22 protein-coding genes are annotated in these 25,411 nt (G+C 68.1%); 8 read left to right on the top strand and 14 right to left on the bottom strand.

The features are described 5' to 3' along the window. Position 1 precedes the first annotated feature (1 nt). On the bottom strand, positions 2 to 1,033 hold the full coding sequence (locus ABE485_RS19310) for a TRAP transporter substrate-binding protein (protein WP_346516877.1): 1,032 nt from the start codon (positions 1,031 to 1,033) through the stop codon (positions 2 to 4). Between the two features lie 173 nt (positions 1,034 to 1,206). Between ABE485_RS19310 and ABE485_RS19305 the strand changes: the two genes are divergently transcribed. Beyond that, positions 1,207 to 2,043 (top strand): IclR family transcriptional regulator, encoded by an 837-nt coding sequence (locus tag ABE485_RS19305; RefSeq protein WP_346516876.1) that lies wholly within the window; start codon positions 1,207 to 1,209, stop codon positions 2,041 to 2,043. Between the two features lie 20 nt (positions 2,044 to 2,063). Here ABE485_RS19305 and ABE485_RS19300 read toward each other — a convergent pair whose 3' ends face one another. After that, complete coding sequence (locus ABE485_RS19300; protein ID WP_346516875.1) at positions 2,064 to 2,891, bottom strand: IclR family transcriptional regulator; 828 nt, start codon at positions 2,889 to 2,891, stop codon at positions 2,064 to 2,066. 126 nt (positions 2,892 to 3,017) lie between these two features. Here ABE485_RS19300 and ABE485_RS19295 point away from each other — a divergent pair, with 126 nt between their 5' ends. From ABE485_RS19295 to ABE485_RS19265, 7 genes are all read left to right on the top strand, one after another. Then, on the top strand, positions 3,018 to 4,025 hold the full coding sequence (locus ABE485_RS19295) for a TRAP transporter substrate-binding protein (RefSeq protein WP_430795445.1): 1,008 nt from the start codon (positions 3,018 to 3,020) through the stop codon (positions 4,023 to 4,025). 19 nt (positions 4,026 to 4,044) lie between these two features. Beyond that, positions 4,045 to 4,488: a type II 3-dehydroquinate dehydratase gene (locus ABE485_RS19290; protein WP_346516874.1), complete on the top strand. Its 444-nt coding sequence runs from the start codon at positions 4,045 to 4,047 to the stop codon at positions 4,486 to 4,488. A gap of 49 nt (positions 4,489 to 4,537) precedes the next feature. Beyond that, positions 4,538 to 5,104, top strand: coding sequence for a TRAP transporter small permease (locus ABE485_RS19285; protein WP_430795447.1), 567 nt, complete (start codon positions 4,538 to 4,540; stop codon positions 5,102 to 5,104). Continuing rightward, entirely contained in the window at positions 5,101 to 6,381 is a 1,281-nt protein-coding gene (locus ABE485_RS19280) for a TRAP transporter large permease subunit (protein ID WP_346516872.1), read from the top strand. Before ABE485_RS19285 ends, ABE485_RS19280 begins: the two co-directional genes overlap by 4 nt. Positions 6,382 to 6,510: 129 nt before the next feature. After that, the gene (gene pcaH, locus ABE485_RS19275; protein WP_346516871.1) at positions 6,511 to 7,212 is read left to right on the top strand and encodes a protocatechuate 3,4-dioxygenase subunit beta; all 702 of its coding nucleotides are present in this window, start codon (positions 6,511 to 6,513) and stop codon (positions 7,210 to 7,212) included. A gap of 3 nt (positions 7,213 to 7,215) precedes the next feature. Next, positions 7,216 to 7,794, top strand: a complete 579-nt coding sequence (pcaG, locus tag ABE485_RS19270; protein WP_346516870.1) for a protocatechuate 3,4-dioxygenase subunit alpha — start codon at positions 7,216 to 7,218, stop codon at positions 7,792 to 7,794. A gap of 24 nt (positions 7,795 to 7,818) precedes the next feature. Next, a complete protein-coding gene (locus ABE485_RS19265) occupies positions 7,819 to 9,216 on the top strand; it encodes a 3-carboxy-cis,cis-muconate cycloisomerase (protein ID WP_346516869.1) in 1,398 nt (465 codons plus the stop codon). 16 nt (positions 9,217 to 9,232) lie between these two features. Here ABE485_RS19265 and ABE485_RS19260 read toward each other — a convergent pair whose 3' ends face one another. The 12 genes from ABE485_RS19260 to ABE485_RS19205 all read right to left on the bottom strand — a co-directional run. Beyond that, the gene (locus ABE485_RS19260) at positions 9,233 to 10,123 is read right to left on the bottom strand and encodes a GntR family transcriptional regulator (RefSeq protein WP_346516868.1); all 891 of its coding nucleotides are present in this window, start codon (positions 10,121 to 10,123) and stop codon (positions 9,233 to 9,235) included. Positions 10,124 to 10,128: 5 nt separating this feature from the next. Beyond that, on the bottom strand, positions 10,129 to 11,181 hold the full coding sequence (gene pdxA, locus ABE485_RS19255; RefSeq protein ID WP_346516867.1) for a 4-hydroxythreonine-4-phosphate dehydrogenase PdxA: 1,053 nt from the start codon (positions 11,179 to 11,181) through the stop codon (positions 10,129 to 10,131). Beyond that, positions 11,178 to 12,395, bottom strand: coding sequence for a D-threonate kinase (dtnK, locus tag ABE485_RS19250; RefSeq protein WP_346516866.1), 1,218 nt, complete (start codon positions 12,393 to 12,395; stop codon positions 11,178 to 11,180). The genes pdxA and dtnK overlap by 4 nt, the downstream gene beginning before the upstream one ends. Then, positions 12,392 to 13,378 (bottom strand): 2-keto-3-deoxygluconate permease, encoded by a 987-nt coding sequence (locus ABE485_RS19245; protein WP_430795446.1) that lies wholly within the window; start codon positions 13,376 to 13,378, stop codon positions 12,392 to 12,394. Before ABE485_RS19245 ends, dtnK begins: the two co-directional genes overlap by 4 nt. A gap of 193 nt (positions 13,379 to 13,571) precedes the next feature. Next, positions 13,572 to 15,695: a TonB-dependent siderophore receptor gene (locus ABE485_RS19240; RefSeq protein ID WP_430795444.1), complete on the bottom strand. Its 2,124-nt coding sequence runs from the start codon at positions 15,693 to 15,695 to the stop codon at positions 13,572 to 13,574. Positions 15,696 to 15,974: 279 nt separating this feature from the next. Then, positions 15,975 to 17,729: a long-chain-fatty-acid--CoA ligase gene (locus ABE485_RS19235; RefSeq protein ID WP_346516864.1), complete on the bottom strand. Its 1,755-nt coding sequence runs from the start codon at positions 17,727 to 17,729 to the stop codon at positions 15,975 to 15,977. A gap of 40 nt (positions 17,730 to 17,769) precedes the next feature. Continuing rightward, positions 17,770 to 18,360 carry a chalcone isomerase family protein gene (locus ABE485_RS19230; RefSeq protein WP_346516863.1) on the bottom strand — a complete coding sequence of 197 codons (591 nt, stop codon included), beginning with the start codon at positions 18,358 to 18,360 and terminating at the stop codon, positions 17,770 to 17,772. Next, a complete protein-coding gene (locus ABE485_RS19225; protein WP_346516862.1) occupies positions 18,324 to 18,869 on the bottom strand; it encodes a DUF4442 domain-containing protein in 546 nt (181 codons plus the stop codon). The genes ABE485_RS19230 and ABE485_RS19225 overlap by 37 nt, the downstream gene beginning before the upstream one ends. Positions 18,870 to 18,886: 17 nt before the next feature. Further along, positions 18,887 to 20,086 carry an acetyl-CoA C-acyltransferase gene (locus tag ABE485_RS19220; protein ID WP_346516861.1) on the bottom strand — a complete coding sequence of 400 codons (1,200 nt, stop codon included), beginning with the start codon at positions 20,084 to 20,086 and terminating at the stop codon, positions 18,887 to 18,889. A 143-nt stretch (positions 20,087 to 20,229) separates the two neighbouring features. Then, entirely contained in the window at positions 20,230 to 22,620 is a 2,391-nt protein-coding gene (locus ABE485_RS19215) for a 3-hydroxyacyl-CoA dehydrogenase/enoyl-CoA hydratase family protein (RefSeq protein ID WP_346516860.1), read from the bottom strand. 55 nt (positions 22,621 to 22,675) lie between these two features. Next, the gene (locus ABE485_RS19210; protein WP_346516859.1) at positions 22,676 to 23,998 is read right to left on the bottom strand and encodes an OmpP1/FadL family transporter; all 1,323 of its coding nucleotides are present in this window, start codon (positions 23,996 to 23,998) and stop codon (positions 22,676 to 22,678) included. Between the two features lie 69 nt (positions 23,999 to 24,067). Continuing rightward, on the bottom strand, positions 24,068 to 25,411 hold a 1,344-nt coding region (locus tag ABE485_RS19205), incomplete at its 5' end, for a 3-hydroxyacyl-CoA dehydrogenase family protein (RefSeq protein WP_346516858.1).

The following is a 25,411-nucleotide window of genomic DNA, read 5'->3' as shown; positions in this document are numbered from 1 at the left end:
GTCAGTTTTTCGCGCGCAGCGCGGCGATTTCGGCGGCGACCTGCTGCATGACGTCCGGGCCGATTTCCGCCGCGAACTTGTCCACGACGGGTTTGACCGCGCCGCGCAGCCGGTCGACCTCTTCCGGCGCCAGGCCATTGACCTGCATCACCTTGCGCAGGTCGTCGATCGCAACGGCTTCCTTGGCCTGCGATACCTTGCGCTCGTGCGCCTTGGCTTCGGCCGCCGCGTCCAGGATGATCCCGCGCTCGGCCTCCGACATGCCGTCCCACGTCTTGCGGCTCATCAGGAAGGGCATGCCGGTGTAGATGTGGCGGGTCAGCGACAGGTACTTCTGCACTTCCGCGAACTTGGCGGACAGGATCACGCCCACCGGGTTGTCCTGCCCGTCTATCGCCCGGGATTCCAGCGCGCCATAGACCTCGCCGAAGGTCATCGGCACCGGATTGGCCCCCAGCGTCTTGAACATCTCGATGTAGACGGGGGCGGCGATGACGCGGATCTTCAGGCCCTGCAGGTCCTGCACCTGGGCGATCGGGCGCTTGCTGTTGGTCATGTTCCGAAAGCCCAGGTCCCAGATGCCCAGCCCGATCAGCCCGTGCTCGGACAGGCCGCCCAGCAGGCGCTGGCCGACGGGGCCGTCCGAGATGGCGTAGGCCTCGCGCGCGTCGTTGAACAGGAAGGGAAGATCGAACACCATGAACCGCTTGTCGATGCCGGCAAGCAGCCCCGTCGCCATCGACGTGAAGTCCAGCGTGCCGCCGCGCACCGCCGACAGATTCTGGGGGTCGCCGCCAAGCACCGCGTTGGCATAGATCGACACCTTCATCTTGCCGCCGCTTTTCTCCGATACCAGATCGGCGAATTTCTGCGCGCCCTGTCCCAGGGGGTGATCGGCGGCAAGACTGAAGGCGAACTTCAGCGTGCGCGCCTTGATCTCCTGCGCCGCCGCCGTACCCGTCATGGCAAGGCCGGCAAGGATCGACGCGGCCGCAGCGACGGCGATGCGAAATGGCGATTTCGTTGGATTCATCACAAGCACCTTTTGTCTATCGATGTTGGCAAGAGGTCCGATCGGATGACTGCGGCGGCGGACCGTTCAGTTCAATACCCGGCTGCGAGCATAGGGCATAATTTTGAATGCCATTCAAAAATTGATCGAATTCAAAAATTGAACGATTGCGTGTCCGGGAACAGGAGAAGGCAATGAGCGGAGCCATCGAGAAAACACTGGCGTTGCTGGAGTACCTGGCGGGCCACCCCGACGGCGTGCCGCTGGCCGATATCGCCGACGATCTGAACCAGCTGCGCAGCGGGTGCCATCGCACGCTGCATGAACTGATGAAGCGCGGCTACGTCCGGCAGACATCGACGCGGGGCGACTATGCGCTGACGACCAAGCTGGCGTCGATGGGCCTGAGCTTTTTGAGCCGCTCCGGCGTGATCGACATCGCTCAGCCCGTCATCGATCGCTTTGCGCTCGCAACCGGCGAGCTGGTGCGCCTGGCGATCGTCGACGGCAAGCGCCTGACGCTGGTGGCCAAGGCGCAGGGGGCGAAATCGGGCCTGCTGTACGACCCAGACATGGGCATCGACCTGCGCCTGTCGTGCAGCGCGGCCGGCCATGCCTGGCTCATGACGTTGCCTGAAGATCAGGCCATCGCCTATGTCACCGAGCAGGGGCTGGGCAAGCCGCGGGACTTCGGCCCCAATGCGCCGACATCGATACGCGCGCTGCTGGCCAGCCTGGACACGCACCGCAGGCGCGGATACAGCATTCTTCAGGACGTCTATGCCGCGGGGATGAGCGCGATGGCCGCGCCTGTCCGCCGCCCCGGGCATCAGAGCACCGGCATCCTGGTCGTCGCCGGACCTTCGCAGCGCCTGACCGTCAAAGCCATGGAGAAATTCGGGCCGTCGCTGCTGCGCGCGGCCGGTGAACTGGCGCAGGCGGGAGACGCCTCGCCGCTGCTGCGGTCCGCGCGGGTGGGAACCTGGGGCAATGGCCGCGACGACGGCAGCGTGCCGGACGGCCACGCGTAGCGCCGGACAGCACACCGGGCTCACGCCGCCGGCGCATCGTCTCCGGCGTTGCGGCCTTGCATGGGAAAGCGCGTCCTGAACATGGGAGACGCCAGGCTGGCCAGGGCCAGCTCCTGCGCAGCCGCCAGCAGGTCCGGGCCAAGCGCTTCCATCCGCGCTTCGGTCAGGCGCATCGCCGGGCCGGCGATGCTCAACACGCCGATCGCGTCTTCGCCCTTGCGCTGCACGGGCGCCGCCATGGCGGTCATGCCCGGCGCGAACACTTCGTTGATCATCGCGTAGCCGCGCTTGCGGCCGGCATGCAGCATTCTGGTCAGGGCGGCGATGGTCGTCGGGGCATTGGGACCGTATTCCTCGGGCGTGCCGAAGCCTTGCCGCGCGACGAGATCCAGCGCGCGCTCGTCGCTCATTGTGAGCATCCAGGCATGCCCCGAGGCGCTGCACGACAGTCTTGCGTCCGAGCCCATTTCCGGGTCGTAGCGCAGGCCGTGGCGGGCGCCCTGGGCCTTGGCGACCCAGGTCAGGCGCTCGTCGTTGTCCACGATGGCCAGGCGCACCAGTTCGCCCGAGATGTCCGCCAGCCGGTCCACCAGCGGCTGGGCGATATCGACGATGCCCGTGGCGGCCAGGTAGCTCAGCCCGATCGACGCCACGCGCGCGGTCAGCGCGTAATCGCCGTGGTCGCGGATCTGCCGCACATAGCCGCAGCGGCAAAGGTCTGTCAGGAGCCGGTGCGCGGCGCTTTGGGGGATCTCCAGCTGCTGCGCAAGGGAGGCTAGGGGGACGCCTTCTGGTCTGGAGGACAGGTACTCCATGACGGCGAGCGCGCGTTCGAGGACTCCGGCCATGACATCTCGACAAGTAGTGGGGGTAATGGATGATAACCCTAGGTGGAAAACTATTCCACTCGGAATTACATTCCACTTCGAGTCTTGCAAGACATCGACAGAATTCCAAAAAACCAGGAGACAACGATGAAGACCCGCATCCTTCGCATGGCCTTGGCGGCCGCGCTTTGCTCGACGGCCATGGCGGCCGCGGCGCAGGACATCCAGGAACGGACGATCCGCTTCGGACACCTGAACAACACCGATCACCCCGTCAGCGCCGGCGTGCAGAAGTTCACCGAACTGGTGGCGGCCAAGAGCGGCGGGAAACTGAAGGTGAAGGAATTCCCGGCGTCCCAGCTGGGCAATGAAATGCAGCAGCAGTCCGGGCTGCAGGGCGGCGTGCAGGAGATGTCGGCGCCGGCCTCGACGTCGCTGGCGGGCATCGTCAAGGAGTTCGGGCTGATCGATCTGCCATTCTCGGTCACGGACTTCGGGCAGGCCGACGCGTTGCTCGATGGCCCGCTGGGCCGAGCCCTGATCGCCAAGCTGCCTGAAAAGGGCCTGGTCGCGCTGGGATTCTGGGACCTGGGGTTCCGCAACGTCACGAACTCGAAGCACGCCATCGCCAAGCCGGAAGACCTGGCCGGGCTGAAGATCCGCGTGATTCCCAACCCGGTATTCCTGGACACGTTCAAGGCCTTCAAGGCCAATCCCGTGCCGATGCCGTTCGCGGAACTGTACGGCGCGCTCGAGTCCAAAGCGGTCGACGGCCAGGAGAATCCGTACTCGGTGATTCTGTCGAACAAGTTCTACGAAGTGCAGAAGTACGTCAGCGCGACCAACCACGTCTATGCGGCGAACATCGTGCTGGTCAGCAAGAAATTCTGGGACAAGCTGTCGCCGACCGAGCAGAAGATCCTGAGCGAAGCCGCCGACGAGGCGCGCGCCTACCAGCGCAAGGTCAGCCGTGCCGCCGCCCAGAAGGCCGTCACGGAACTGCAGGCCAAGGGCATCCAATACAACACGATCGAGCCGGGCGAAAAGGCCCGCATGCAGCAGGTGGTCAAGCCCGTGGTCGAGCACTTCACCAGCAGCTACGACCCCGCGATCGTCAAGCTCTACAACGACGAACTCGCACGCCTTCGCAAGTAAACGCACCGGCTCATCCACCATGAAGATTCTTGTCCTGCACGGCCCCAACCTCAATCTGTTCGGCCGCCGCGAGCCGCACATCTACGGCACCACGACGCTGGCGGAGATCAACCAGCGCCTGGCCGCGCTGGCCGCCGAACTGGGCGTCCAGCTGTCGACGCTGCAATCGAACCACGAGGGGGCGCTGATCGACTTCCTGCACGAGAACATCGATTCCGCGCAGGGCGCGCTGGTCAATCCCGCCGGCCTGACCCAGCACGGCGTGCCCCTGCACGACGCCATCAAGGCCATGCCCTTCCCGACGCTTGAAGTGCACATGTCGAACATCGCCGCGCGCGAGGCCTGGCGGGCCCATTCGATCATCTCGCCGGCGGTGCGCGGCACGGTGCAGGGCCTGGGGCCGCACTCCTACCTGATGGCCCTGCGCGGCCTGGTGGACATCCTGCGAGACGCCAAGGCATGAGGCGGCCGGTCCTTCATCCGAATCCAAAAGGGGCCTGGCCATGGTCGTCATAGACAGATTCATCGCAGCGGTCTGCCGCGTGCTGGAGTTCGCCATCGCCCTGCTGCTGGCGGCGATGGTGGTGCTGGTGTTCGGCAACGTCGTCGCGCGCTACGGCTTCAATTCGGGCATCACGCTGTCGGAAGAATTGTCCCGCTGGATGTTCATCTGGCTGACCTTCCTGGGGGCCGTCATCGCCCTCAAGGAACGCGGTCACCTGGGCATGGACATGGTCGTGGCCAAGCTGCCGACGGCCGGCAAGAAGATCTGCCTGGTGCTGGGCCAGATCCTCATGCTCTACATCGTGGGCCTGATGTTCAAGGGCAGCTGGGACCAGGCCGTGATCAACGCGGACGTCAGCGCGCCCGTGAGCGGCCTGCCGATGGCCATCGTCTATGCGTCCGGGCTGGTGTTCTCGGTCATGGCGGGCCTGATCATCGCCATGGACCTGTACCGTGTCCTGGCGGGCAAGCTGGGTGAACAGGACCTGATCATGGTCCAGGAATCGGAAGAGGCGGTGCAGCTCAAGCAGATCCTGGAAGATGCGGGCAATGGCGCGCCAAGGAGAAGCGCATGACGATCGCCGTCTTCATCGGATCGCTGCTGGGCGTCATGGCGCTGGGCGTGCCGATCGCCTTTGCGCTGCTGGCCAGCGGCGTCGCGCTCATGTGGCACCTGGACATCTTCGATGCGCAGATCCTGGCGCAGAACGTCATCGGCGGCGCGGACAGCTTCCCGCTGCTGGCCGTGCCGTTCTTCATGCTGGCCGGGGAGATCATGAACGTGGGCGGCCTGTCCCGCCGCATCGTGGACCTGGCGCTGGCCCTGGTCGGGCATGTCAAGGGCGGGCTGGGCTACGTCACCATCATGGCGGGGTGCCTGTTGTCGGCCCTGTCCGGTTCCGCGGTGGCGGACGCCGCGGCGCTGACCGCGCTGCTGCTGCCCATGATGGTCAGCGCCGGCCACAAGAAGCAGACTGCGGGGGGGCTGATCGCCGCCACCGGCGTGATCGGGCCCGTCATACCGCCCAGCATCGGCCTGGTCATCTTCGGCGTGGCAGCCAACGTGTCCATTTCCAAGCTGTTCATGGCGGCCATCGCGCCCGGCCTGATGATCGGCGGGGCCTTGTGGCTGACCTGGGCCTGGCTGGTCCGGCGCGAAAAGATCGTGCCGCCGCCCCGCAAGTCGCCGCAGGAAATCGCCGCGGCGTTCCGCAAGGCGCTGTGGGCGCTCATGCTGCCGGTCATCATCCTGGTGGGCCTGCGCATGGGCGTCTTCACGCCCACCGAAGCCGCGGTCGTCGCCGCCACCTATGCGTTGCTGGTGTCCACGCTGGTTTACCGCGAGCTCAAGCTCAATCAGCTGTATGCGGTGTTCGTGTCGGCCGCCAAGACCAGCGCCATCGTCATGTTCCTGATCGCCGCGGCCATGGTCAGCGCCTGGCTGATCACGGTGGCCGACCTGCCCGCCAAGGTCGTGGACATGCTGCAGCCGTTCATGGGCAACAAGATCCTGCTGATGGCGGCCATCATGATCCTGGTTATGGTGGTCGGCACGGCCATGGACATGACGCCCACCATCCTGATCCTGACGCCCGTGCTGATGCCGCTGGTGCGCGCGGCGGGCATCGACCCCGTGTACTTCGGCGTGCTGTTCATCATCAACAATTCGATAGGGCTGGTCACGCCGCCCGTGGGCACCGTGCTCAACGTGGTGGCGGGGGTCGGGAAGATGAAGATGGACGACGTCACGCGCGGCGTCATGCCGTTCATGGCGGCCGAATTCCTGATCATGTTCCTGATGGTGGTCTTCCCGGCCCTGGTGATCGTTCCCGCGCGCTGGTTCGGCGGATAGCCGACCGCGCATGTTCGCGCCGGCGGGCGGGGGGCCCCCCCCACGGCGCCACCGCTCCCCCCCCCCGCGCTTTTGGCGCCCGGGGGTGCGCCCCCCCCCCCCCCGCCGCCTCACAGGAGATTGTCTGCAATGTCCAATCTTGCCCAATACCGGCGGCCGTTCTGGGACACCCAGCCCGGCTATCGTTTCGATCCCTACGGATCCACCCGGCTGCGCTCGCCCAACGAGCCGCTGATCGTCGTGCCGCAGACCCTGTCTGAGATCACCGGGCCGGCGTTCGGCGCCGAGTTCGTCAGAAACGGCGACAACGACCTGTCGCGCGTGGCCGGCGCCGAGGCCATCGGCGAACGCATCATCGTGTCGGGACGCGTGCTGGACGAGAACGGCCGGCCGGTGCCGGACGCGCTGATCGAAATCTGGCAGGCCAACGCCGCGGGCCGCTACCTGCACAAGCGCGATCAGCACGACGCGCCGCTGGATCCCAATTTCAGCGGCGAAGGCCGGACCGTCACCGACGCGCAGGGCCGCTACCAGTTCAAGACGATCAAGCCGGGCGCGTATCCCTGGGGCAACCATTACAACGGATGGCGCCCGCAGCACATCCACTTTTCGCTGTTCGGCCGCGCCTATGCCACGCGCCTGGTCACGCAGATGTACTTCCCCGGCGACCCGCTGCTGGAATTCGATCCCATCTTCCAATGCGTGCCGGACGCCAAGGCGCGCAACCGCCTGATCGCCGCCCTGGACTGGGAGACGACCGTTCCCGAATACGCGCTGGGCTATCGCTTCGATATCGTCCTGCGCGGCCGCAACGCCACCCCCATGGAGTAACGCATGCTCTATCCCACCAGTTCCCAGACCGTCGGCCCCTATCTCCATATCGGCCTGTCCGGACTGAACCGCGCAGACCTCACCGGCGGCCGTGCGGATGCGGGCGCGGCGCACGTCGTGATCGAAGGACGTGTTATCGATGGCGAGGGCAACCCGGTGCCCGACGGCCTGGTCGAGATATGGCAGGCCGATGCGCGCGGCGTGTACCGGCATCCGGACGATCCCCGGTTCGAGGCCGGCGGCGCGCAGCGGGACGCCTTCACCGGCTTTGGCCGCGTGCCCACGGAGGCGGACGGCGGGTTCCGCTTCACCACCATCAAGCCGGGCGGTGTGCCGGCGCCCGACGGCCAGCTGCAGGCGCCTCATCTGGTCGTTTCCGTTTTCATGCGCGGCCTGCTCAAGCATCTTTCGACACGCATGTACTTTCCTGACGAGGCAGCGGCCAATGAGCGGGACTGGATCCTGTCCAAGGTTCCCGCCGGCCGGCGCGGCACGTTGGTGGCGCAGATGGGCGACAGCGGCGCGCTGCGCTGGGACATCGTCCTGCAGGGGCCGGGCGAGACCGTGTTTTTCGACATCTGATCGCGACTTGCGGAGCCTGCAACCATGAGCAGCCAATCTGGACTGTCCGAAACCATCTACGCCGACGCGTTGATCCTGTCGCTGTTTTCCGGCGAGGGCACCGTCCGGCAAATGCTGGTCGTCGAGGCCGCCCTGGCAAGGGCGCAGGCGCAATGCGGCGTCATTCCCGCGGATGCGGCGCGGATCATCCATGATGTCTGCCATGGCGACGATATCGCCGCCATCGTGGACCTGGACGCGATCGAGACCGCCGCGGCATCCGCGGGCAACATCGCCATTCCGTTCGTGAAGCAGTTGACCGCGGCGGTGGCGCAGGCAGACGCCGACGCGGCCCGCTACGTGCATTGGGGCGCGACCAGCCAGGACATCATGGACACCGCGCTGGTGCTGCAGATCCGGCAGGCCGCCGCAAGGCTGGATCAGGACCTGAAACGCGCCGTCCAGGCATGCGCGGCGCTGACGGCTGCGCACCGGGATACCGTGATGGTGGGCCGCACGTGGCTGCAACATGCGCTGCCGACCACCTTCGGCGTCAAGACCGCGGGCTGGCTGGAAGCGTTGGAGCGCAGCCGGCAGCGCCTGCTGCAGGACGCGGCGCAGATGGCGCTGCTGCAATTCGGCGGCGCCGCGGGCACTCTGGCCAGCCTGGGGCCTGCCGCGCCCTGCGTCGCGCGCACGCTGGCCGGCGAACTCGGGCTGGCGCTGCCCGCCATGGCCTGGCACACGCATCGCGACCGGCTTGCGAACCTTGCGGCGACGCTGGGCGTGCTGGCCGGAACGATGGGCAAGATCGCCCGCGACATATCGCTGATGGCGCAGACCGAGATCGGGGAACTGAGCGAACCCGCCGCGCCGGGGCGGGGCGGGTCCAGCACCATGCCGCACAAGCGCAACCCGGTGGGCTGCGCCGCCATCCTCGCGGCTGCGGTCCGCATTCCACCCCTGGTGTCGACGATGCTGTCGGGCATGGTTCAGGAGCACGAGCGCGCGCTGGGCGGCTGGCAGGCCGAATGGGACGTGCTGCCGCAGATCGCCGCGCTGGCCGGCGGCGCATTGCGCCACCTGGCCGGCGTGCTGGAGGGGCTGGAAGTGAATCCGCGGCGGATGTCGCAGAACCTGGATGCCACCGATGGCCTTGTCCTTGCCGAGGCCTACGCGCTGGCGCTGGGCGCCCGCATCGGCCGCTTGCGGGCGCATGAATTGATCGAGCGGGCGTCGCGCGAGGCGGTCGGCAGGAACTGGCCGTTGAAGAAGGCGGTGCGGGAAGTCCTGGAAGGCGATGCGGACACGCGCGGGCTGCTGGGCGACGATGAACTGGATCGTCTTGGCGATCCCGCCGGCTACATCGGAGAAGCGCCGGCGATCTGCGATCGGGTCCTGGCGCGGTGGCAGGCCGCGCAAAATGAGCCTGCGGCGTCCTGACCGCGCGGCGAGCCCTTCAGGACTGCCCGCGCAACCTGGCCAGTTCGGCGGAAAGCTCGGCCACCAGGGCCTGGGCGCGGGCCAAGGGATCGTGCCCGTCGGGCGCGGCATCGGTCTTGGGGGGCGCGTCGTGCAGCCGCGGCTGCACGCTTTCGTGGCCCATGCTGACGTCCACGTCGAACACCAGTTGTTCGGCGCGGTGCCAGGTGGTGAACCATTCCAGCGGCTTGCCATGCTGGTCCATGCCCTGGCCCTGCAGCATCAGCAGAGGCGTGCCGGGCGCCGTGTCCAGCAGACCGGCCAGCTTGGCGTCGGCGGCCACCGCGCGGATCTGGTTGCGGCCGGCGCCGGGGCGCAGGCCGAACTGGCGGGTCAGCACGCCATGCAGGGACGCGTCGACCAGGTGTTCGGCGCGCAGGCCCGGCACGGCATCGGCGGGCAGCCAGGTGCGCACATAGGCCAGCGGCGCGTCGGCCACGTGGCGCAGGCGTTCCAGCATCAGCAGGCGGGAGGTGCCGAAGAACTCGGCCACGTCGGCGGGCGGTTCGGCGGGGCCCAGGGCCAGCACGCGCGTTTGCAGGGACACGCCCGACTGGGCGAACTGCTCGTACAGGCCGGTGGACCGCTGCACGAGCCTGCGGTGTTCCTGGGGCGCGGCCACGGTGGCGGGGCGTCCCGTCTCGCGCTGGATCAGGCCTTCGGCGGCCAGGGCCGCCAGGGCCTGGCGCACCACGCTGCGCGCCACGCCGAAGCGTTCGCACAGCGCGGCTTCGCTGGGCAGCACGGCGCCGGCCGCGAGCTTGTTCGTGCGGATGTATCCGCGCAGCAGGGTCGCCACCTGGGCGTGCAGCGGGATATCGCCGGAACGGTCAAGAACGGGCAATGCGTCGTGCGTGGCGGGCGCCATGGGAATCAACCTCCGGTTTGTGCCCGCGCAGTTTCCCATACATGCGTCCAGCCAGGGGCCAGATGCGCGGCGCGCTCGGCGGCCAGGATCAGGCTGTCTTCGCGGGCGATGCCCTTGCCGGCGATGTCGAAGGCGGTGCCGTGGTCCACGGACACGCGCACGACCGGCAGGCCCACCGTGATGTTCACGCCGTCGTCGCCGTACACGGACTTGAAGGGCGCGTGGCCCTGGTCGTGGTAACAGGCGATCACGAACTTCCACTTGCCGCGCACGGCCTGCGGGAACAGCGCGTCGGCCGGGATGGGACCCGCGGCCAGGATGCCGGCGGCGTTGGCTTCCGCCACGGCGGGCGCCAGGATGTCGGCGTCTTCGCTGCCGAAGATGCCGTTCTCGCCGGCGTGCGGGTTCAGGCCCGCGACGGCGACGGGTTCGTCGGCGCGGCCCAGCGCGGTGGCGAACGAGCCGGCCAGGCGCAGGACGGCGCGCATGCGGGCGGGGTTCACGTCTTCGATGGCCTGGCGCAGCGAAACGTGCGTCGTGGCGTGGAAGATGTAGAGGTCGCCGGCCGACAGCACCAGCGAGAACGTCTTGACGCCGAACTCATGCGCCAGCAGTTCGGTGTGGCCGGGCCACTTGTGGCCGGCGGCGTGCATGGCGGCCTTGTTCAGCGGGGCGGTGACGATGCCGTCGATCTCGCCGGCGCGCGCCAGGGCGCAGGCCGTGGTGACGAAGCGCACCGAGCCGTCGCCGGCATCCGCGCTGATCTCGCCCAGCTTCACGTGCGCGAGCGACGGGCCGGCCTGCAGCACTTCGATCAGGCCCGGGGTGTTGGTCGCGTCGGCCGGACGTTCGATCTTGCGCACGATGGCGGGATCGGCGCCCAGGTTGCGCACCGCATTGGCCATCACGTCGGCATCGCCAACGACAAAGAGGCGCGCCTTCTGGCGCAGTTCGTCGTGGCCCATGAGCATCTTGGCCGTGATTTCCGGCCCGATGCCCGCTACGTCGCCCAAGGTCACGGCCAGCAGGGGCAGCTTCGCGGAAAGGGTTTGTGTCATCGCTTGAATCTCCTGTCGCGGATCGCGCGCACCGCGCGAACCAGTACGTCTTCGGTGCCAAAGCCGCCGGCCTTGGTCACCACGGGCAGGCCAGCGGCCGTGCCCCCGGTCAGCGTGCCCAGGGGCACGCCGCCCATCACTTCATCCACCAGCGCGATGCCGTTGGCTTGCAGCGCCAGCAGCACGCTGCGCGCGCCGTCGCCGCCCGTGGCGACAACGCCGGCCGCGCGCGAGGCGGCGATCAGTTGCGCGGCGAGGCTGCCGAGCCGGTCGGCGACCGTATCGGAATCCAGGCCCGCGCGTTGGCCTTCGGGGGCCAAGAGCAGAATGGTGCCCGCCTCGAGGGGGGCTTGGGCATGCGCCTGCAGCAGCGGCTGGCTCCAGGCCTGCCATTGCGCGTCGTCGGCAAGCTGCTCGAGCGACGGGCTCCAGGTGTCGGCGCCGGCGGCCTGCAGCGCGGCGGCCTGCCCGCGGGCGGCGCTGTGCTGCGAGGTCACCACGACCACCACCGGCGCGGTCTGGTCGGCGCCGGCCCAAACGCGGGCAAGCGGCACGGCCAGGCCGCCCGCGCCCACGGGCAGGGCGCGCTCGCCCAACAGGCCGACGGCGCGCGCCAGCCGTTCCAGGTCGGCATCGGTGGCGGCGTCGACCACCACGGCGCCGCCCGCCTGCGCGATGCGCGCGGCCAGCGTTTCCGGCGTGTCATCGGCCAGCGGCGCCACGTGGGCGCAGCCAAGCAGGGTGGGGATGTGGCTTTCGGTCACGGGGGTGACCGGATCGGTGGCCGCCGAGGTCTCGGTGACCGGCTTGCCGTTCACATAAAGAACGCCTTGTTCGACGGTGCGGCCGGTGGCCGGAAACGCGGGGCAGACCACCGCGATCGCGTCATCGCGCCACGCTTCGCGCGCCGCATCGATCTCGGCCTTGAATGCGCCGCGCAGCGTCGAATCCACCTTCTTGTACAGGCGCGACACGCCTGCGTCGCGAAGCTGGCGCACGTTGCTGCGGATGACCTCGGCCGCATCGACCGGGCTGAGCGCCCGGCTGTTGGTCGTAACGGCCAGCACCTCGACGCCGTCGTGGGCCGGTCCGGCCAGGGCCTCGTCGGCGCCGCCGATCGACAGGTGCGTGCACCATCCGGCGCGCACGAACTGCACGGCGGTGTCGCCGGATCCGGTCAGGTCGTCGGCGACGATGGCGATGGTGGGTCTCACAGGGCCTCTCCGCGGGCTTGGGTCAGGGGCGGGGCGACGGAGGCGTCGGCGTCCTCGGACTTGAGCTCACCGGCGCGCTTGAGGAACCAGGATGCCAGCATGGGCGCCAGGATGGAACTGATCAGCACGCATGCGGCGACCTGCGCGGTGGCGGTCGACACGTATTGCTGGAAGTTGGGGTCGGCTGCGGCAACGACGGCGGGCGTGGCGATGGCGTTGCCAGCCGTGGTGCCGGCCGCGAAGCCCAGGCCGCTCTTGCCGCCGCGGCGCAGGATCATGCGGTAGCCCAGGTAGACGAGGCCGCCGGTGATGGGGCTGATGATCAGGCCCAGGATCAGGCCGCTGATGCCGCCGCCGACCACGGCGCCCAGGTTGATGCCGGTGCCCAGCGCGAACGCGAAGAACGGGATGACGATATTCGGCACGGGCTTGAGCACGTCGCGCCACTTGGGGTCCAGGTTGCCCACGACCACGCCCAGCAGGAACGGCACCAGCGCCGCCACCAGGGCGATCATCGGGATGTCGGCCAGGCCCGACGCGCCCAGGAACAGCAGGCTGAAGAAGGGGCCGTCATTGACCGCGCTGGCCACGTAGGCGCCGCGATCGCGGGCGTCGCCGTACTGGCCGGTGTAGGCCAGCCACAGGCCGCCGTTGCTGTTGTCGAAGGCCGCGAGCAATGCCAGGATCGACACGCCCCACAGCCCGTCCAGGCCGACGTAGCTGCCCAGGATGATGATCAGGGTGGCGGGCACCAGGGTCTTCATCAGCAGGATCGTGCCCGCGGTGGCCAGGATGGGGCCGCCGGTGCGCGCATTGACGTGCGTGCCGGTCGCGAAGATGAGCAGCGCGATCAGCGGCAGGGCGCTGTTCTTGAAGAGGGCGGTGGTGAAGCCGCCGATGGCCAGCGCATCGGGGGCGAAGGTGCCGATCAGGGAACCCAGGATCAGCGGCACCAGCATCAATCCACCGGGGATTTTCTGCATCGTGCCAAAAAAGGGCGAGCGGGTAGTTGCGGTCGACACTATCGGGGTCTCCAGGACGATTTTTCTGGGTTGCAGACGTTCATGCGCGCGTCTGTCGGGCGGTTGAAAAATCGTAGTGTACACCTGTACGTACATGCTGTACGTACAGGTACCGGTGCTGCTGGAGTCCCGCATTCAGGGACGCATGGCTAGCTCAGAAGCGGTAGGCTCCGCTCAGCATCACGGTGCGTCGGGCGCCGTAGAAGCAGTCGCCGCGGTCCAGGCAGACCACTTCGTAGGTCCGGTCCGCAATGTTGTTGACGTTCAGCGCATAGCGCCACGGCCCGTTCGAATAGCTGACCATGGCGTCGAACAGGGTGACCGAAGGCGTTTCCGGCGCGCCGCCGTCGCGGAACTTGGACAGGAAGCGGACCCCGGCGCCCACGGCAAAGCCCGGCTGGTTGGCGATGGCGAAGCGGTACTTGCCCCACAGGGACGCCATGTGCTTGGGAATCCCTTCCAGCTGCGGATCGATGTCGGTGTAGATGTAGTTGGCGATCACGTCCACGTCCTTGGTGACGCGTCCGCGCATCTCCAGTTCGACGCCGCGCGTGCGCGTCTTGCCGGCCTGGATCTGGTTGTTGGGGTTCTCGGGGTCGTTGGTCTGGCGGTTGCTTTCGCGCAGGTCATAGGCGGCCGCCGTGAACTCCATGTCGGCGTCCTTGGGCATGTACTTCACGCCGGCTTCCCATTGTTTGCCGCGCATGGGCTTCCAGCGCTGGTTGTAGAAGTCGGCGCCGGCGATCGGGGTGAACGACTCGCTGTAGCTCACGTAGGGCGACCAGCCGTTGTCGGCCGCATACATCAGGCCGAAGCGCTTGGTGGTGGCCTGGTCGGTCTCTTTGTCCTGCCCGTCCGTCGTGCTCTGGGCGCGGTCGCGGCGGATGCCCGCCAGGAAGATCCAGTTCTTGTCGAACGTGATCTGGTCCTGCGCGTAGAAGCCCAGCTGCTGCTGCCGCTGTTTCGGCGTATCGGACAGTTCGTAGTCTGGCGCGTTGCCGTAGACGGGGTGGTACAGGTTGAGCGGCGAACCCAATCCGCTGGCGGTGCTGCTGGTTTCGCGGTAGCGCGAATAGTCCATGCCCACGATGACGGTGTGCTCCGTGCGGCCCCAGTTCAGCCTGCCTTCCAGGTTCTGGTCGGCCAGCAGGGTGCGCATGCGCGGCTTATTGATGTAGTAGAAGCGGTCGGTGGTGGTCTGTTCGGGGTCGATGTAGGAATCGCCGCGCCGCTCGCCGTACACGTTCGGATAGAGCGACTTGTAGTCCACGCTGCTGACGGTGTTGCGCAAGCTCTGGCGGAATTTCCAGGTGTCGTTGAACTTGTGCTCGAACAGCCAGCCCACGTTGAACTGCTCGGTGTCGTAGGCGTCGAAGCCGGGTTCGCTGACGAAGCGGCGCGTGGGGATTTGGCCGTTCGGGTTGTGCGCCACGGAACCGCTCCAGGGCAGGAACGACTGCGTCGTGCCGGACCGGTCCTTCTGCCACGATGCCTGCAGGGTCAGCGACGTGGCCGCGCTGGGCTGCCACGTGAGCGACGGCGCCAGGAACAGGCGGTCGTCCTGCGCATACTGCACCTGGGTGTCGCTGTCGCGCGCCACCCCCACCACGCGGTACAGCCACTGGCCGTCCTCGGTCAGCGGGCCGGTGAAGTCCGCCTGCACCTCGCGGCGGTTGAAATTGCCCAGCAACACGCCGATCTCGCCCTGCTGTTCGGCCTGCGGCCGCTTGCTGATCAGGTTGACGATGCCGCCCGTGCTGCCCTGGCCGTAGAGCATCGAGGATGGGCCGCGCAGCACTTCAACGCGTTCCAGTCCATAGACCTCGGTGCGCGGATTGTTGTAGTTGAAGAACTGGCGCAGGCCGTCCAGGTACTGCACCGGCTCCACGCCGCGGACCCGCACGTAATCGCCGCGGTTGTCCACGCCGTAGGCGTTGGGGCGGACCCCGGCCGCATAGTTCATCGTGTCCTGAACGTTCTGCGCACCCTGGTCGATGATCTGGTCGCGCGGGATGATCGTGATCGCCTGCGGCGTTTCGGACAGCGGGGTGTCGGTCTTGGTGGCGCTGCCGCTGCGCGTGGCGACATAGCCGTCGACCGGCCCGGTCGCGGTTTCGCCGGTTCCCGTGACCCGCACGGCGGGCAGGGTGGCGGGCTGTTCCGCGGTCTGCGCGTGGGCAGCGGCCGCGCCCAGGCAGGCCGCCAGCGCGGCGGCGGCAGCGGGCAGTCGGGGGCGGAGGCTCGCGCGCGGCGCGGCCTGGTCAGGATGGCGTTTCAAGAGATCTCCCCACTGGCTTCGAAGAGGGCAGCCAGTTACGTATAGAAATGACAACGATAATTATTATTAATTGTGCTGATATCGGGAGCCAATAGCACCGGCCGCTCGAAGATGTAAAAAAAGCCCTGCGGATGGGCGCGGCCGCGGGGCTGGCAGGGGAATGTCCAGTGTTTTCAGGGGTTTGAGGCGGGCTGTCGTTGCCGGGCGCGGGTCGGCGGCTGTTGGTCCCGTGCCACACTCGCCAGGGGCGGATCGGCGCGGCCGATGGGCCGCGGCCGGTCAGTTCTTGGCCGACGCCGGCGCCGCGGGCTGCGATTCCGATGCGACGGGCGCCGATGCGTCGGGCGTCGATGCGTCGGGCGCCGACGCGCCGGGCGCATCCGGCCGGAGTTCGCGCCGCAGGATCTTGCCCACGTTGGTGCGCGGCAGGTCGTCGCGGAACTCGATGTAGCGCGGCACCTTGTAGCCCGTCAGCTGCGTGCGGCAATGGGCGATCAGCGTTGCGGCGTCCAGCGCGGGATCCTTGCGGATGACGAACAGCTTGACCGCCTCGCCCGAGCGCTCGTCGGGCACGCCCACGGCCGCCACTTCCCGCACGCCGGGGTGCAGCGCGGCCACGTCCTCGACCTCGTTCGGATAGACGTTGAAGCCCGACACGAGGATCATGTCCTTCTTGCGGTCGACCAGGTACACGTAGCCGGTGTCGTCGACGTAGCCGACGTCGCCGGTGCGCAGAAAACCGTCCGGATACATGACCAGCGCCGTTTCGTCGGGACGGTTCCAGTAGCCCCGCGTCACTTGCGGGCCGCGCACGCAGATTTCGCCGCTTTCGCCGATGCCCAGTTCGCGCCCCTCGTCGTCGCGGATCGAGAGATCCGTGGACGGCACGGGCAGGCCGATGGAGCCGGTGAAGACCTTGGTGTTCAGGTGGTTGATGGTGACCGCGGGGGATGTCTCGGTCAGGCCGTAGGCCTGCGCGATCGATATCCCGGTGACCGCGCGCCAGCGGTCCGCGACCGAGCGCTGCACGGCCATGCCCCCGCCCATGGTCAGGCGCAGGCGCGAGAAATCCAGGCGGGCGAAATCGGGGTGGTTGAGCAGCGCGTTAAACAGCGTGTTCACGCCCGTGAAGGCGGAGAACGGCACCTTGCCCATTTCCTTGACCAGGGCCGGGATGTCGCGCGGATTGATGATGAGCAGGTTGCTGGCGCCCATCTTCATGAAGGTCAGGCAGTTCGCCGTGAGCGCGAAGATGTGATACAGCGGCAACGCCGTCACGATGCATTCCTCGCCGTCCTTGACCAGCGGCCGGACCCAGGCATAGGCCTGACTCACGTTGGCCACGAGGTTGGCGTGCGACAGCATGGCCGCCTTGGCCACGCCGGTCGTGCCGCCCGTGTACTGCAGGAACGCCAGGTCATCAGGCGTGAGCGGCACCTCGGTGAACGCGGCATCGCGCCCGGCTCGCAGCGCCTGGGCCAGCCGCAGCGAGCCGGGCAGCGACCACGCAGGCACCATGCGCTTGACGCGGCGGACCACGAAGTCCACGAGGCGGCCCTTGACCGGGCCCAGCATGTCGCCGATGGACGTGACCAGCACGTGCTCGATGGCCGTGCCGGGCAAGGCCTTTTGCAGGGTGGCCGCGAAGTTGTCGGCGACCACGATCGCGCGCGCGCCGGAATCGGCCAGTTGGTGTTCGAGCTCGCGGGCGGTGTAGAGCGGGTTGCAGTTGACGACGATGCAGCCGGCGCGCAGGGCGCCGAACAGGCAGATGGGGTACTGCAGCAGGTTGGGCATCATCAGGGCGACGCGGTCGCCGCGGCCCAGGCCGTTCGCGTGCAGCCATGCGGCGAAGCTGCGCGTCAGCGCGTCGAGTTCCGCGTAGGTGATAGCCTTGCCCATGCTGATGTAGGCGGTCTTTTCCGGGAAGCGCCGGCAGCTTTCCCGGACGATGGATACCAGGGTCGTCGCGCCATCGGTCTCGATCTCAGCGGGCACGCCGTCGGGGTAGCTCTTGTGCCAGATTCGTTCCATGTCGTGCGGTTCCGTTCAGGACGCTAGGGTTTGTTGTCGCCTACCCGCCCAGGAGGGCTTTCTTCAGGGAGGCCTGCGCGGGGCTGTCGCCCAGCCAGACGCGCAGCAAGGCGCGTGCGAAGGCGGGATCGTCGATGCGGCCGCGCCGCTTGCCGTTGCTGGCGATCGCGACGCCTTGGGCATCGAAGTCCAGGTCGATGACGTCGCCTTCGCGCGCCGCGCCGATTTCGGCCATCAGGCCGGACAGGCGCTGCGCGGGTTCCTTCAGCGCGGCCAGCTCCTGTGCAGTCGTATTGTCGCGCAAACCGTCCTGCAGCGTCCCGTCCAGGCTCTTGCTGTCGACGTCCCGCAGCAATTGCAGGCGCATGCGGCGCGGTTCCGTGCTGTTGATCAGCGCCGCCGCGTCGCTCGTCCTGGCGGTGACGTACAGCGCCGCCACGTAGACCTTCACGACGAACCGCGTGCGCAACCCTGCGCCGTTGAGCACCAGCGCGTGGCCGCCTTCGGAAAGGTGTTCGGGCACGCGCACGCCGGCGACCTCGGCATCGGCGGCTAAGGCGGGCGCGCCCGCCAGGCTGGCCGCAAGGATCACGCTCAGGGCGGCGGTTCGCCCTCCGGGGATGCAACGCATTTGTCTCCTCCAGTGTTCTTCTGCTTGTAGAACTTTTTGTCTGCGATGTAGATCGTGCGTTCGACGACGGCGTAGACGACGTCGTCCTTGTCCTTCAGTTCCACCGTGTACGTGCGGGTGGTCTCGTGGTCTTTGGCGAGAATCCGGCGGATTTCAGCGATTTCACCGGGAGGCAGGCGGAAGTCCACGTACAGCGTCGTATACGCCGGCTTGCGAAAGCGGATGGACGCCGCCTTGTCCCACACGATGTGGTCCGCGCCCAGCGCGGACATCAGCATCGTCGGATGGGCTCCGTCCGTCACGGCGAACAGCGAGCCGCCATACATGGAGCCCACGATGTTGCGGGTGCGCCGCAGCAGCGGGAGCTTGATGCGGATGTGCTGGAAGTCCGGCGACACGTGCATCACCCGGCCGCCGGTGGCGCGAAAGGCCGGATGCAGGTTGAATCCCACCCGCATCAGGCGCGCGCGCCATTGCGGCGACAGGCTTTTGAACCAGTATGGCTTCACGCTACGCGCCGTCCCGGCTACATGGACTCGAACAGGCCGGCCGCGCCCATGCCCGTGCCGATGCACATGGTGACCAGGCCGTACTTGCCGCCGGTCCGGCGCAGCCCGTGCGTGAGCGTCGCGGTGCGGATCGCGCCGGTGGCGCCCAGCGGGTGGCCCAGCGCAATGGCGCCGCCCAGCGGGTTGACCTTGGCGGGGTCCAGCTTGAGCTCGCGGATGACGGCCAGGGACTGGGCGGCGAAGGCTTCGTTGAGCTCGATCCAGTCCAGCGCGTCCTGGGTAATGCCGGCGCGGTCCAGCACCTTGGGAATGGCGGCGACGGGACCGATGCCCATGACCTCGGGCGGCACGCCGGCGACGGCGAAGCCAGCAAAACGGGCAAGCGGGCTCAGGTTGAACTCGCGCAGGATGCGATCGGACACCAGGATCACGGCGGCGGCGCCGTCGGACATCTGCGAGCTGTTGCCCGCGGTGACGCTGCCGCGCGTCGAGAACACCGGCTTCAGGCGCGCCAGCGCCTGGGCGCTGCTGTCGGGGCGCGGACCTTCGTCCACCTCGACCAGGCGCCGCACGACCCGCACCGCGCCGCTGGCGCCGTCGGGCAGGTGCGACACCACCTCAAAGGGCGTGGTTTCGGCGCGGAAATGGCCCGCGGCGATCGCCGCGCACGCCTTCTGGTGAGAGGCCAGCGCAAAGGCGTCCTGGTCTTCGCGCGACACCTTCCAGCGCTCGGCGACTTTTTCGCCCGTAAGGCCCATGCCGAAGGCCATGCCGATGTTTTCTTCATGGGCGAAGATGGCGGGGTTCATCGACACCTTGTTGCCCATGATCTGCGGCATGGCGCTCATGGATTCGGTGCCCGCGCCGATCATGATGTCGGCTTCACCCGTGCGGATGCGGGCGGCGGCGTCCGCCACCGCCTGCAGGCCCGACGCGCAGAAGCGGTTGACGGTCACGCCCGCCACGCTCTGCGGCAGGCCCGCCAGCAGCAGGCTGATGCGCGCCACGTTCATGCCCTGTTCGGCCTCGGGCATGGCGCAGCCGGCGATCACGTCGTCGATGCGCGCCGCATCCAGGCCCGGCGCCTGCGCCAGCGCACCGTTCAGCGCGGCGGCAAGCATGTCGTCGGGACGGGTGGTGATATAGGCGCCGTTGCGCTTGCCCACCGGCAGCCGCGTGGCGGCGACAATGTAGGCGTCTTGGATCTGCGTGCTCATATCCATTTCCTCAAAAGTTCAATAGCAAGTATCGACCCACTCCCCGCACAAAACGGTCTCCCACTAGCGGGGCGGCGCGGATCCGGCTCCGCCGGTCCGCAGTCCGCGCCCCTGGGGGAAGCGCCGCAGGCGCACGGGGGGGCCTAATTCCGCAGCGGCTTGCCGGTTTCCAGGGTGTGGCGGATGCGCGCCTGGGTTTCCGGCGTGCGCAGCAGCGCCACGAACTCCTTGCGCTCCACGGCCAGCAGCCATTCCTCATCCACCTTGGTCCCGGTATCCACTTCGCCGCCGCACAGCGCGACCGCCGCGCTGCGCGCGACGCGGTAGTCGTGGACGCTGATCATGCCGCCCTCGCGCATGTTGACCAGCACCATCTCGAAGTTGGCGATGCCGTTGCGGCCCGCGACGGGGATGTCCCGCAGCCGCGCGGGCGGCGTGTAGCCGGCCTGGGCCGCGGCGCGGGCCTGGCCGATGGCGACGTACAGCAGTTCGTCGGGGTGGAACAGCACGATGTCCTGCTCGCGTCCGAAGCCGGCTTCGATGGCTTCCAGGCCGCTCTTGGCCACCTGCGCCATGGCGATGGTCTGGAACACGGGTTGCAGGTAGGGGAAGACCTCGCCCGGCGTCGCGGTCTTGGCCGCCAGGGCCGCGGCGCGCGCGGCGAATTCCTTGCTGCCGCCGCCCGCCGGGATGAGCCCGACGCCGGCCTCGACCAGGCCAATGTAGCTTTCCAGGGCCAGCACCCGGTGCGAAGCGTGCATCAGGAATTCGCAACCCCCGCCCAGCGCCATGCCCTGCACCGCCGCGACGGTCGGAATGTGCGCGTACTTGAAGGACTGCGAGGCGCGCTGGAATTTTTCGACCGTGGCCTCCAGCATTTCCCATTGGCCGGCGGCGCAGGCCTCGACCACCTGCTGCAGGTTCGCGCCCACGGCGAACGGCGCATCGTGCCAGATGACCAGCCCGTCGAATTCGCGCTCGGCCTTGGCCACCGCCTGCAGCACGCCTTCCAGCACTTCGGCGCCCAGCGTGTGGTTCTTCGAGGTGACGGAAAGGATGGCGATGCCGGCGTCCACGCGCGGCAGGTTCCAGAGGCGCACGCCTTCGTTTTCCCAGAGGGTAACGCCGCGGTCGTCGCGGGCTTCGCCGACGACGCGCTCGGGGAACAGCTGGCGGGCGTACACCGGCAGCGTGGAGCGCGGGTGGAGCTGGCCGGTGCGCGCGGAGTAAGAGCCTTCGGGGGCATGCACGCCCTGGCGGGCGGGCTCCAGTGCCCACGCGGGCAGGGGAGCGCTGCTCATGGCGCGGCCGGCGGCGATGTCTTCGGCCACGGCGGCGGCGATCGCCTGCCAGCCGGCGGCCTGCCAGGTTTCGAAGGGGCCTTGGGACCAGCCGAAGCCCCAGCGCATGGCCAGGTCCAGGTCGCGGGCGTTGTCGGCGACGTGCTCGAGCTGCACGGCGCTGTAGTGGAAGATGTCGCGGAACAGGCTCCACAGGAACTGCGCCTGCGGGTGCTCGCTGGCGCGCAGCGCGGCGAAACGCCTGGCCGGATCGCGCTCCTTGAGCAGCGCGCCGACCTCGTCGGCGAGCCTGCCCGCGCTGGGCACGTAGTCCTGCGCTTTCAGGTCCAGCACCTGGATTTCGCGGCCCTGTTTGCGGTAGACGCCCGCGCCGGTCTTCTGGCCGAGCGCGCCCTTGGATATCAGCGCCGACAGCCATTCGGGCAGCGCGAAGTACTTGTGCCAGGGATCGTCGGGCAGGTTCTTTTCCATGGTGCCCACGACGTGGGCCAGCGTATCCAGGCCGACCACGTCGGCGGTGCGGTACGTGGCGCTCTTGGGCCGGCCGATCCTGGGGCCGGTCAGCGCGTCGACCTCGTCAAAGCCCAGGCCCAGGCGCGCCGTGTGGTGCATGGCGGCCAGGATGGAGAACACGCCGATGCGGTTGGCCACGAAGTTGGGCGTGTCCAGCGCGCGGATGACGCCCTTGCCCAGGGCCGACGTCAGCCACGTTTCAAGCTGGTCCAGCACGGACGCCTGCGTATGCGGCGTGGCGATGATTTCCACCAGGCGCATGTAGCGCGGCGGATTGAAGAAGTGGATGCCGCAGAAGCGGTCGCGCAGCGCGGCGGGCAGCGCGTTGGCCAGCGCGTCGATCGACAGGCCGGACGTGTTGGAGGCGATGATGGCGCCGGGTGCGACGTGGGGCGCGATGCGCTCGTACAGCGCCGTCTTCCAGTCCATGCGCTCGGCGATCGCTTCGATGACCAGGTCGCAGCCGCGCAGGCGCTCAAGGTGGTCATCGTAGTTCGCGGGGGTGATCAGCGCCATGCGGGACGCGCCCGCCAGCGGCGCGGGCTCGAGTTTCTTCAGGCCGGCCAGCGCTTTCTTGACGGTGCCGTTGCGGTCGCCTTCGGGGGCGGCCAGGTCGAACAGCGTGACGGGCACGCCGGCATTGGCCAGGTGGGCGGCGATCTGCGCGCCCATGACGCCGGCGCCCAGGACGGCGACGTGTTTGACGACGAACTTGCTCAAGGAAGTCTCCTGAAAAAGCGGGCGGGCGGCGCGGCGGCCGCCTGCCCGTTCACGGCTAGAAGCGGGACGAGAGCTGCAGGCCGAGGATGTGGCCGCTGCTGTCGTAGGTGCCCGCGACACGGCCCTTGGTGGCCTGGCTGCCGGACGTGGTGTCGATGTCCGTCTTGCGCAGGTACAGGTAGGTGTAGCCGACGTCGATCGTGGTGCTCTTGGTGGCTGCCCACTGCACGCCGGTCGAGAACCAGTAGCGGTCGTTGTCGGGCAGGGACGTCGGGCGGTCGGCGGCATCGTGCACCGGCGACTGGTCGAACGCCAGGCCGAACTTCCATTTCCAGGCCGGCGCGAACTTGTAGTTCGCGCCCACGGCGACGCGCCAGGTATCGCGGAAGTTGAGCGGCAGCTGATCGTCGCGCGCGCCCGGGCCCGAGTTCTTGATCTTCAGCTCGGGGATGCTGCTCCAGCCCGTCCAGGACACGTCGCCCAGCAATTCCCATTTTTCGTTGAGCTGATGCGTGGCGCTCAGGATCAGCGTGTCGGGCAGGTCGACGTTGGCCTTGGCGTCGAACGACACGGACTGCCCGGTGGGGCCAATGTTGTCGATGTCGGTATCGCCCTTGGCGGAGTGCTTGATCTTCGAGCGGTACGACAGGCCGATGCGCGTGTCTTCCGTCGGTTGCAGCATGAAGCCGACGTTCCAGCCCCAGGCATCGCCCTTCAGGTTCAGGTCCGCGTCGCCGTTGGTGGCCAGGGGCAGGCCCGCAATGGGCACCACGGTCTTTTTCTTGTAGTTCGCGTCGATGTGCTGCCAGTTCAGGCCCAAGCCCATCGAGAACTTTTCGTTGACCTTGTAGGCGACGGTCGGGTTGACATTGATGGTCTTGATCTCGAACTTGTTCGAGTGGTACTGGCCCACCCAGCCATCGTCGTACTCGGTCATCAGGCCGAACGGGGCACCGATGCCCAGGCCCACGTACCACTGCTCATTCAGTTGCCAGGAGGCGTAGAGGTTGGGAACGACGCCCAGGTTGCCCGCGTCGCCGCCGTTGCCGCCGGTGGGCACCGAACCGTTCAGGCCCGAGCCGGGGATGCCGGGAACGCTGGGATTGCGGCTGTTGCCGTCGTCGGAAAACTTGAACGACGGCTTGATCAGGTTTACCCCGCCGGAGAAGTTCAGGCCCGGCAGATAGGTCAAGCCTGCCGGGTTGAAATACATGATGCTGGCATTCTCCGGATTTGCCGCCGAGCCTGCATAAGCGTTGCCCAGGCCGCTGGCGTTCTGCTCTAAAAGCTGAAAGCCGGCGGCGTAGGACGTTGCGGATGCGCCCAGGCCGACCACGATGGCCGACAAGGTGCTCAGGGACAATGAACGTCTGCGCATGGTACTGCCTCCTCGAATTGGATGTGTGTCTCTCTCTTCCACTGCCGGTCTTGAAGTCTGTTGCCCGGTCTAATCGGCGCGAGCCGCTGTGCTGCGGTGCTGCAAGGTGCTGCCGTCTTCGTAATGCAGGGGGCCGCCCGTGAATGGCGCAAACCCCGTCCCAAAAATCACGCCCGCGTCGGCCAGGTCGGCATCGGCCACGATGCCGGCGGCGACGCGCTGCCGCGTGGCGTCGATGAGCGGCTGGATCAGGCGCTGCGCGAGGCCGGCGGGCGCGCTGGCTGCGTCGGCCCCGCGCTGCCTGACCGGCTTGCCATCGCGCCAGGTATAGAAACCCTTGCCGCTCTTCTTGCCCAGTTCGTTGCGCGCCAGGCGCTCCGCCAGGCAGCGGGGCGGCTCGGCGCCGCCGGCAAGCTCCTGTCCCGCCGCGCGGGCGATATCCAGCCCCACGGTGTCGGCCAGTTCCAGCGGTCCCATCGGCATGCCGAAGGCCACCATGGCCGCGTCCACGGTTTCAGGCGCGACGCCTTCGTCCACGCTGCGCATGGCCTGCAGCATGTAGGGCGCCAGCACCGCGTTCACCAGGAAGCCGGGCGCGCTCTTGACCGGCAGCGCCAGCTTGTCAATCTGGCCGACAAAGGCGCAGGCGCGTGCCTGGGCGGCGTCGCCATCGCCCTCTGCATGCACGACCTCGACCAGCGGCATCTTGGCGACCGGGTTGAAGAAGTGGATGCCCACCAGGCGTTCCGGACGCGACAGGCCCTCGCGCAAGGTCTCCAGCGACAGGCTGGACGTGTTGGTGGCCAGCAGCGCATCGGGCTTCATGCGGGGTTCCAGGGACTGGTACAGCGCGCGCTTGGCTTCGGGCTGTTCGCTGATGGCCTCGATGACGATATCGGCCAGCGGCACGCCGCCGGCGGCCGGATCAGGGACCAGGCGGTCGAACGCGGCGCGCGCCAGGCGGGGATCCTTCAGGCGGCGCGAGAACAGGTCGGCGGCGCGCTTGATGGCCGGCGCGATGCGCGCCATGTCCTGGTCCTGCAGCGTGACCGTCATGCCCTTGAGCGCGCACCAGGCGGCGATGTCGCCGCCCATCACGCCGGCGCCCACCACATGCACATGGCGGGCGGGCGAGATGCCGGCCTGTTTGCCGTTGGCCTTCAGGCGCTCCTGCAGGCGGAACACCCGCAGCAGGTTGCGGGCGGTGCCGGACGCGATGATGGCGTCGATGAGCGCGGGCGCCTTCAGGGCGTTGCCGCCGTGTTTTTCCCAGATCTCGACGATGGCGGGCGCGGCGGGGTAGTGGCCCAGCGGATCCTTGGCGGCGATCTGCTTGCGCGCGCGGTTGGCCACGATGGCCTTGAACGGCCAGCGGTTCAGCCAGCCGCCCAGGCCGCGCGCGCGGCGCGGCGC

Source organism: Achromobacter spanius (genome assembly GCF_039673305.1).
GTDB lineage: Bacteria > Pseudomonadota > Gammaproteobacteria > Burkholderiales > Burkholderiaceae_B > Achromobacter > Achromobacter spanius_F.
This window is presented reverse-complemented; position numbering and strand designations above follow the sequence as displayed.

Bases quoted from the DNA above. Each gene is read 5' to 3' on its own strand.
- ABE485_RS19310 (WP_346516877.1), bottom strand. From the start codon at position 1,033: ATGAATCCAACGAAATCGCCATTTCGCATCGCCGTCGCTGCGGCCGCG.
- ABE485_RS19305 (WP_346516876.1), top strand. From the start codon at position 1,207: ATGAGCGGAGCCATCGAGAAAACACTGGCGTTGCTGGAGTACCTGGCG.
- ABE485_RS19300 (WP_346516875.1), bottom strand. From the start codon at position 2,891: ATGGCCGGAGTCCTCGAACGCGCGCTCGCCGTCATGGAGTACCTGTCC.
- ABE485_RS19295 (WP_430795445.1), top strand. From the start codon at position 3,018: ATGAAGACCCGCATCCTTCGCATGGCCTTGGCGGCCGCGCTTTGCTCG.
- ABE485_RS19290 (WP_346516874.1), top strand. From the start codon at position 4,045: ATGAAGATTCTTGTCCTGCACGGCCCCAACCTCAATCTGTTCGGCCGC.
- ABE485_RS19280 (WP_346516872.1), top strand. From the start codon at position 5,101: ATGACGATCGCCGTCTTCATCGGATCGCTGCTGGGCGTCATGGCGCTG.
- pcaH (WP_346516871.1), top strand. From the start codon at position 6,511: ATGTCCAATCTTGCCCAATACCGGCGGCCGTTCTGGGACACCCAGCCC.
- pcaG (WP_346516870.1), top strand. From the start codon at position 7,216: ATGCTCTATCCCACCAGTTCCCAGACCGTCGGCCCCTATCTCCATATC.
- ABE485_RS19265 (WP_346516869.1), top strand. From the start codon at position 7,819: ATGAGCAGCCAATCTGGACTGTCCGAAACCATCTACGCCGACGCGTTG.
- ABE485_RS19260 (WP_346516868.1), bottom strand. From the start codon at position 10,123: ATGGCGCCCGCCACGCACGACGCATTGCCCGTTCTTGACCGTTCCGGC.
- pdxA (WP_346516867.1), bottom strand. From the start codon at position 11,181: ATGACACAAACCCTTTCCGCGAAGCTGCCCCTGCTGGCCGTGACCTTG.
- ABE485_RS19245 (WP_430795446.1), bottom strand. From the start codon at position 13,378: ATGCAGAAAATCCCCGGTGGATTGATGCTGGTGCCGCTGATCCTGGGT.
- ABE485_RS19235 (WP_346516864.1), bottom strand. From the start codon at position 17,729: ATGGAACGAATCTGGCACAAGAGCTACCCCGACGGCGTGCCCGCTGAG.
- ABE485_RS19230 (WP_346516863.1), bottom strand. From the start codon at position 18,360: ATGCGTTGCATCCCCGGAGGGCGAACCGCCGCCCTGAGCGTGATCCTT.
- ABE485_RS19220 (WP_346516861.1), bottom strand. From the start codon at position 20,086: ATGAGCACGCAGATCCAAGACGCCTACATTGTCGCCGCCACGCGGCTG.
- ABE485_RS19210 (WP_346516859.1), bottom strand. From the start codon at position 23,998: ATGCGCAGACGTTCATTGTCCCTGAGCACCTTGTCGGCCATCGTGGTC.